Raw genomic sequence first — 8,467 nt, forward strand, 5'->3', positions numbered from 1 at the left:
CGCAAGGTCGTCTGCACCCTTGTCCCGCGCACGCCGGGCAGCCGCCGCGCCGGCGCTTCGTCCGGTGGAGCGGTGCCGCCTCAGCGGCGGCTGCCCGGCGTGCGCGGGACAAGGGTGCAGACGACCTTGCGCATGGGTTTCCACCCCCTTTCCGTCAACGGGTAACGGGAGGAACTCCACCGCTTGTCGGTGGAATGCGACCGGTCGGCCCGGAATGCTTTCTCCGGGCTCGTACCACTAACCCACCGGTCGTCGTACCCCGTCAATACGCGCGCGTTGACAGCAAGTTCGGGAGAAGTCGTTGCCACCGCCGGTGGGGCGCCATCCGCTTGACGGTCCGGGCGGCCGGGCGCAGGATTCCTGGCATCGGCACAACGGGCCGGTCCGGACCCCGACGGGGGTGGTTCCCGGGAGGGAGCGGCCGGAACGGCCCTGGTGCCGGGCGGCTGGCGGGCTCTCGCGTTTCTTCGCGGGAGGTGAGGGACATTCTCGTACGACCGGCCGGACAGCAGTGTCCCCCACGCCTCAACACGGTGATTCCGAACGACGCTCCACCCGTTCCCGCTCCGGTGAATTGCCGGATGAATTCCGGCCCGTCATCCGGGTTCCGGGAAAGGTGATACGGCGTCACGGACGCCGCCACCGCGAAGAACCGTTCAGGTAAAAGACCCGGCCCCGGCCCGGTCACCGTGCCGCACCTCGCGGCAACCGCCCGGCGTCAGCGACGCGAAGAGAAAGGTGGGTCATGTCCGTACAGACTCCCCGGCCCCCGGCCGCGGACCCCGTGGCCGTGATCGGGATGGCCTGCCGCATCCCCGGCGCCGACACATCCGAGGCGTTCTGGCGGCTGCTGCGCGAAGGCCGCGAGGCCGTCGGCCCGGCGCCGGCGGACCGGCGGCCGGACGGCACCACCCGTGGCGGTTTCCTCGCGGACGTCGACCGGTTCGACGCCGGGTTCTTCGGTATCTCCCCGGCCGAGGCGGCGGCGATGGACCCGCAGCAGCGGCTGGTGCTCGAACTCGCCTGGGAGGCGCTGGAGCACGCCCGCATCGTCCCCGGCGACCTGGACGGCAGCCGCACCGGTGTGCTGGTCGGCGCCATCACCGGCGACTACGCCCTGCTCCACGACCGGCTGGGCGCCGGCAGCCGGCACGAGATCACCGGCACCCACCGCACCATGATCGCCAACCGGGTCTCCCATCTGCTGGGACTGCGCGGGCCCAGCCTGACCGTGGACTCCGGCCAGTCCTCCTCGCTGGTCGCCGTCCAGCTCGCCTGCGAGGAGCTGCGTCGCGGCACCGCCGCCGTCGCCCTGGCCGGCGGGGTCAACCTCAATCTGCTGCCGGAGGCCGACGAGGCGCTGCGCCGCTTCGGCGCGCTCTCCCCGGACGGCCGCTGTCACACCTTCGACGCCGCAGCCAACGGCTATGTCCGGGGCGAGGGAGGCGCGCTGGTGGTGCTCAAGCCGCTGGCCGCCGCGCTGGCGGACGGCGACCCCGTGCACGCGGTGATCCTCGGCGGTGCGGTGAACAGCGGAACCGGCGAGCATCTGACGACGCCCGACCCCGTGGCACAGCGTCAGGTCGTCGAGGACGCCTGCCGGGCGGCCGGGGTGACACCCTCCGACGTCGCCTACGTGGAGCTGCACGGCACCGGTACCGCCGTGGGCGACCCGGTGGAGGCCGCTGGGCTCGGCGCAGCGCTGGGCACCGTGCGGGTCGCCGCCGGCGGAGCGCCGCTGCTGGTCGGATCGGCCAAGACCAACGTCGGCCATCTGGAGGGCGCCGCCGGGGTGGTAGGGCTGCTGAAGTTGGTGCTGACGCTGCGCCACGGCACGATCCCGCCAAGCCTGCACCACCACACGCCGTCGCCCGCGATCCCGCTGGACGAGCTGGGCCTCGCGGTCGCCACCGAGGAGCGGCCCTGGCCCGCCGGGTCGGTCGCCGGGGTGAGCGCCTTCGGGATGGGCGGCACCAACTGCCATCTGGTGCTGGCCCCGCCGCCCGCCGGGACCGGTGAGGGCGGCGATGTCCGTTCCGCCGATGCCGGTGAGGCCGACGGCGCCGTGACCGCCTGGACCCTCTCGGCCCGTACCGCCGAGGCGCTGCGCGGTCAGGCCGCCCGGCTCACCGACCGCGTCGCCGCCGAACCGGCCCCGCACCCCGCGGCCCTCGCCAAGGCGCTGCTGCGCACCCGGACCCGGTTCGAGCACCGCGCGGTGGTCCTGGGCGAGGACGCCGCCGAACTCGCCGCCGGGACCGCCGCACTCGCGGCGGGCGCCCCGCACCGCGCGGTCACCGTGGGCCACGTCGTCGAGGGCCGCACGGTGCTGGTCTTCCCCGGCCCGGACGGCCGGTTGGACCTCCCGGCACGCGAACTGCTCGACGAGCCGGGCCCGTTCTCCTCCGCGCTCGCCGAGTGCGCGGATGCCCTCGCCCCGCACACCGGCCACGACCTGCTGGCCGTGCTCCGCGGCGAACCCGGCGCCCCGGCCCTCGACCGCGCCGAGGTCCTCCACCCCGCGCAGTGGGCCATCTCCGTCTCCCTCGCCCGGTTCTGGCGTTCCCGGGGCGTGGTCCCGGACGCCGTCCTCGGCCACGCGCGGGGCGAGATCGCCGCCGCCACCGTCGCCGGGGCACTCGACCTCGCCGACGCCGCCCGCATCGTCGCGGTGGGCAGCCGGCTGCCGCGCCACCACACCGCCCACTCCCCGGCGGACGAGCCGATCCGCGCCGATGAGCCGATCCGCGCCGATGAGCCGATCCACGCGGAACTGCTCGCCGCGCTCGACGGCATCAGCTCCCGCGCCGCCGCCGTCCCCTGCTACTCCTCGTACACCGGCGGACCGCTGGACGCCGCCGCCCTCGACTCCGGCCACTGGTACGGCAGCCTCACCTCGCCCGTCCGCTTCGCCGACGCCACCCGCGCCGTACTCGCCGACGGCGGGGCCCGCTTCATCGAGTGCGGCACGCAGGCGTCGCTCACCGACGAGGTCACCCGGATCGCGGAGGAGGCCGGGACGGAGGCCGTCGCCGTCGCCACCCTCCGCCCGGACCAGCGCGACCCCGCCCGGCTGCTCCGGGCCCTCGCCGAGGCCCACGTCCACGGCGCCCCGGTGGAGTGGGCGCCCGAGGCAGACCGGCCCGGTGTCCGCGCCGCCGACCTGCCCGGGTACGCCTTCCAGCGGAGCAGCCACTGGCTCGCCGCCCCCACGGCCGGCGGCCGCCCCGCCGAGGACCCCGGGCCCACCGCCGCTCGCCAGGACGCCGCCCCCGCTCGTCAGGACGCCGCCCCCGCTCGCGAGGACACCGCCCGCACACCGGAGTCCGGCGACGCACCGGCCGCCGGAGCGAGCCCCGAGGAGACCGCCGCCCTGGTCGCCGCCGCCACCGCCGCCGTTCTCGGCCAGAGCGAACCCGCCACCGTGGAGAGCGGCCGCAGCTTCCGCGACCTGGGCCTGGACTCCCAGGGCACCGTCGAACTCGTCGCCCGGCTCAGCGCCGCGACCGGGCTGCCGCTGCCCAGCACCGTGCTCTACGAGCACCCCAGCCCGCGCCGCCTCGCCGCACAGCTGGCGCGGCTGCTGGCAGGCGAGCGCTCCGAGGAAGCCGAAGCGGTCGAGGCCCACGAACCTCCCGCGCGCTCCGGCGGCGAGGACGACCCGATCGCCATCGTGGCGATGGGCTGCCGCTACCCCGGCGGCATCACCGACCCCGAGGGCCTGTGGCGGCTGGTCGCCGCCGGCGAGCACGCGATGACCCCGCTGCCCGCCGACCGCGGCTGGGACCTCGACGAACTCCTCGGCGACGCGGACCGGCCCGGCAGCTGCGCCACCGCCGTCGGCGGATTCCTGCACGAGGCCACCGACTTCGACGCCGGCTTCTTCGGACTCAGCCCGCGTGAGGCGCTCGCCATGGACCCGCAGCAGCGGCTGCTGCTGGAGACCTCCTGGGAGGCGCTGGAGCGCGCCGGTATCGAGCCCGGCGCCCTCACCGGCCACCGGGTCGGCGTCTACGCCGGGGCGATGGCCTCCGACTACGGACCCCCGCTGCACCGCGGCGGTGGCGCCGACGGCCACCTGCTGACCGGCACCGCCTCCAGCGTGATCTCCGGACGGATCGCCTACACCCTGGGCCTGCGCGGCCCGGCGCTCACCGTGGACACCGCCTGCTCCTCCTCGCTGGCCGCCGTCCACCTCGCGGTCCGCGCGCTGCGCGGCGGCGAGTGCGAACTCGCCCTGGCCGGCGGGGTGACCGTGATGTCCACCCCCGGTCTGCTGCTGGAGTTCAGCCGCCAGCGCGGACTGGCGCCCGACGGCCACGCCAAGCCGTTCTCCGCGGACGCCGACGGCACCTCCTTCGCCGAGGGCGCGGGCATGCTGCTGCTGGAACGGCTCTCCGACGCCCGCCGCAACGGCCACCCGGTGCTCGCCCTGATCCGCGGCACCGCGATCAACCAGGACGGCGCCAGCAACGGCCTCACCGCTCCCGACGGCCAGGCCCAGCGCCAGGTCATCCGGCAGGCGCTCGCCGACGCCCGGCTGGACGCCGCGGACATCGACGCGATCGAGGCGCACGGCACCGGCACCCGGCTCGGCGACCCGGTCGAGGCCAACGCCCTGATCGCCACCTACGGCCGGGCCCGCGCCGAGGACGCCGGGGTGGCCTGGCTGGGCTCCGTGAAGTCCAACATCGGCCACACCCAGGCCGCCGCCGGGGTCGCCGGAGTGATCAAGCTGGTCCAGGCGCTCCGTCACGAGCTGCTGCCGGCCAGCCGGCACGCCGACCGTGCCACCCCGCGCGCCGACTGGTCCGCCGGCCGGGTCCGGCTGCTCGCCGAGGAACAGCCCTGGCCGGTGCGCGAGGGCGCGCCGCGCCGGGCCGCCGTCTCCTCCTTCGGCATCAGCGGGACCAACGCCCATCTGGTGCTGGAGGAAGCCGCCGCCCCGGCCGCCACCGCCCCGGGGACGGTCCCCGAGGGTGTGCCGGTGGCCTGGCCGGTGACCGCCCGCTCCGCCGTCGCGCTGCGCGCCCAGGGCTCCCGGCTCGGCGCCACCGCCGGCCGCGTGGACGCCGCCGGCGCCGCCCGTACGCTCGCCGGACGCAGCGTCTTCGAGCACCGCGCGGTCCTGATCGGCGGCTCCTCCGCCGAACTGGGCGCCGCCGCCGAGGCGCTGGCCGCCGGCGCCGGCGGCCCCGGCGTGGTCACCGGCACCGCCCGCCGCCGCCCCCGCACCGCCGTCCTCTTCACCGGCCAGGGCGCCCAGCACCCCGGCATGGGCCGCGCCCTGGCCCGGGCCTTCCCGGTCTTCGACACCGCGCTGGAGGAGGCGTGGGCCGCGCTGGACCCGCACCTGGAGCGCCCGCTGCGCGAGGTGATGTGGGCGGAGCCGGGCAGCGACCGGGCCGCGCTGCTGGACCGCACCAGCTACACCCAGCCCGCGCTCTTCGCCTACGAGACCGCGCTCTGGCGGCTGCTGGAGTCCTTCGGGCCGACCGTCGAGACCGTCGCCGGACATTCGGTGGGCGAGTACGCGGCCGCCCTCGCCGCCGGGCTGTGGAGTCTGCCCGACGCCGCGCGGCTGGTCGCGGCGCGCGGCCGGATGATGGACGCGCTGCCCGCCGGAGGCGGCATGGTCGCGGTCGCGGCCACCACCGAGGAGATCGCCGCCTCGCTCACCGGACTGGAGGACGCGGTCGCCCTGGCCGCGGTCAACGGGCCACGCGGTGTGGTGATCTCCGGCGAGGCCGAGGTCTGCGCCTCGATCGCCGCGCTGTGGGCCGGGCGCGGGCGCCGCACCCGCACCCTGACCGTCAGTCACGCCTTCCACTCGCCGCTCATGGAGCCGGTGCTGGAGGAGTTCCGCCGGGAGGCCGAGTCCGTCGTCCTCGCGGAACCCACCCTCGGGTACGAACGCACCGCCGACTCCTCGCTGGAGTGGACCGACGCCGGCTACTGGGTCGAACAGATCCGTGCCGCGGTGCTCTTCGGCCCGGCCGTCACCCGGCTGGCCGCCGCCGGCACCGGGCTCTACCTGGAGGCCGGTCCGCAGGCGCAGCTCGCCGGGGCCGTCCGCGAGAGCCTGGCCGCCGGCCCGCCGGACCGGCGGTCCGCCGCCGTCACCGCGCTCGCCCGGCGCGGCCGGGACGAGGCCGCCGCGCTGCTGCACGGACTCGCCGACTCCTTCGCCGCCGGGGCGGACGTCGACTGGTCGGCCGCGCAGCCGGCCGGCCCCCGGGCGGCCCTGCCCACCTACGCGTTCGACCGGCGGCGCCACTGGCTCACCGACCCCGCCGACGGCGGCGGCACCGGACTGCTGGACCGCACCACCACGGTCGCAGCAGACGGCACGCTGCTGCTCGACGGGAAGCTCTCCCGCCGCTCCTCCGCCTGGCTGCCCGACCATGTGATCGGCGGCGCCGAGGTGGTGCCCGGAACCGCTCTGCTGGACCTGGCCCTCGCCGCCGCCTCGGCCGCCGGTGCGCCCGGCGTCTCCGCGCTCACCCTGGCCGCGCCGCTGACCCTGCCCGCCTCGGGCGCAACGGAGCTCCAGGTGGCGGTCGCCGGGAACCCCGACGACCACGGCCGGCGCGCCCTGACCGTGCACGCCCGCACCCCGGGTTCCGGCTGGACCCTGCACGCCACCGGCCGCACCGAGGCCGGGCCGCCCGCGCCCGAGCCGGACCCGGCCGGTGGCTGGCCGCCGCCGGGCGCCGAGCAGTTGGACCTGACCGGCGGCTACGAGCGGCTGGCCGCCGCCGGATACGGCTACGGCCCGGCGTTCCGGGGGCTGACCGCCGCCTGGCGGCACGGCGCCGAGCTGTACGCCGAGGTGGAGCTGCCCGACGCCGCCCGCTCCGGTCACTCCGCGCCGCCCGCACTGCTGGACGCCACCCTGCACCCGCTGCTGCTGGCGTCCGGGCTCGCCACGGGCGAACGGCCGGTGCCCTTCACCTTCGCTGACGCCGCGATCACCGCCCCCGGCGCCCGCCGGCTGCGGGTCCGGCTGGCGCCCGCGGGCACGGCCGCCACCCACCGGGTCAGCCTGTGGAGCGAGACCGGCCGTTCCTCCGGCGGCTTCACCGTGACCCTGCGGCACGCGGGCGACGGCTTCGGCCGCTCCGGCTCCACCGCCGACGGTGGCCTCTACCGGCTCGCCTGGACCCCGGCCACCGGTGAAGCCGTCCCGGGTGACCCCGTCTCGGGTGACGCCGTCTCGGGTGAACCCATGACTGGTGAACCCCCCACCGGCGGGCTCCCGTTCGGTGGAGCGGCCGTCACCGTGCTGGAGACCGGCCCCGAGGCCGTCCGGATCGCCGCGCTGCTGCCCGGGGCGGAGCTGCGCCCCGACGTGGAGGCCGTGCTGCTCTCCGGAGCCCCCGCCGTGCTGATCGTCCCCGGCCTGGACCGCGCTCCCGCACCGGGGGAGGAGGTGCCCGTCGCCGTGCGGCGCGCGCTGGAGGAGACGCTGGCCCTGGTCCGCCGCCGCGCCGCTGATCCGGCGCTGGCCGGCACCCGGCTGGTCTTCGTCGCCGACCCGGACACTCTCACCGGCGCCCCGCTCTGGGCCCTGGTGCGCTCCGCGCAGACCGAACACCCCGGCGCCTTCGGGCTGGCCCGGGTGCCGGAGGGCGCCGGCTGGCCGGCGGCCGACGGCGAGCCGCAGTACGCCGCGGGTGACGACGGCCCGCTGCTGCCCCGCCTCCTGCCCTGGACCCCGCGGCCCGCCGCGGAGACGGCCGGAGAGACGACCGGAGGGGTGACCGGCGAGACGGCCGGTCCCGGGCCGTTCGCCGACGGCACGGTCCTGGTCACCGGAGGCACCGGCGGACTCGGCGCCGTGCTCGCCGGCCACCTGGTCGAACACCACGGCGCCCGCGACCTGTTGCTGCTCTCCCGCCGCGGCCCCGCCGCCCCCGGCGCCGACGCCCTCCGCGAGCGGCTGACCGCGGCCGGGGCCCGGGTCCGGATCGCCGCCTGTGACGTCGCCGACCGCGATCGGCTCGCCGAGCTGATCGCCGGCGTCCCCGCCGACCGCCCGCTCACCGCGGTGGTGCACACCGCCGGGGTCCTGGACGACGGCCGGGTGACCGCGATGGACTCCGGACGCCTGGAGACCGTCCTCGGCCCCAAGGCCGACGCCGCCTGGGCACTGCACGAGCTGACCGCGGAGCTGCCGCTGCGCGCCTTCGTCCTCTACTCCTCGGTGGCCGCCGTCCTCGGCACCGCCGGACAGGCCAACTACGCCGCCGCCAACGGCTTCCTGGACGCGCTGGCGGCCCACCGCCGGGCCGCCGGACTGCCCGCGCTCTCCCTGGCCTGGGGCCTGTGGTCCACCGAGGCCGGGATGGCCACCGGACTCACCGCCGCCGACCTCGCCCGGCTCGCCCGCACCGGCACCGCGCCGCTGGAGCAGGCCACCGCGATGGCGCTGCTCGACTCCGCGCTCGCCTCAGCCCCCACGGAC

Annotated in this window: 1 protein-coding gene; it reads left to right on the top strand. The window is 77.1% G+C overall.

Annotation, left to right across the window (positions count from 1 at the left end; genetic code table 11):
- Positions 1-745: 745 nt before the first annotated feature.
- On the top strand, positions 746-8,467 hold a 7,722-nt coding region (locus E0D90_RS20525), incomplete at its 3' end, for a type I polyketide synthase (protein WP_130799575.1).

This window comes from Streptomyces otsuchiensis, from assembly GCF_004305975.1.
GTDB lineage: Bacteria > Actinomycetota > Actinomycetes > Streptomycetales > Streptomycetaceae > Streptomyces > Streptomyces otsuchiensis.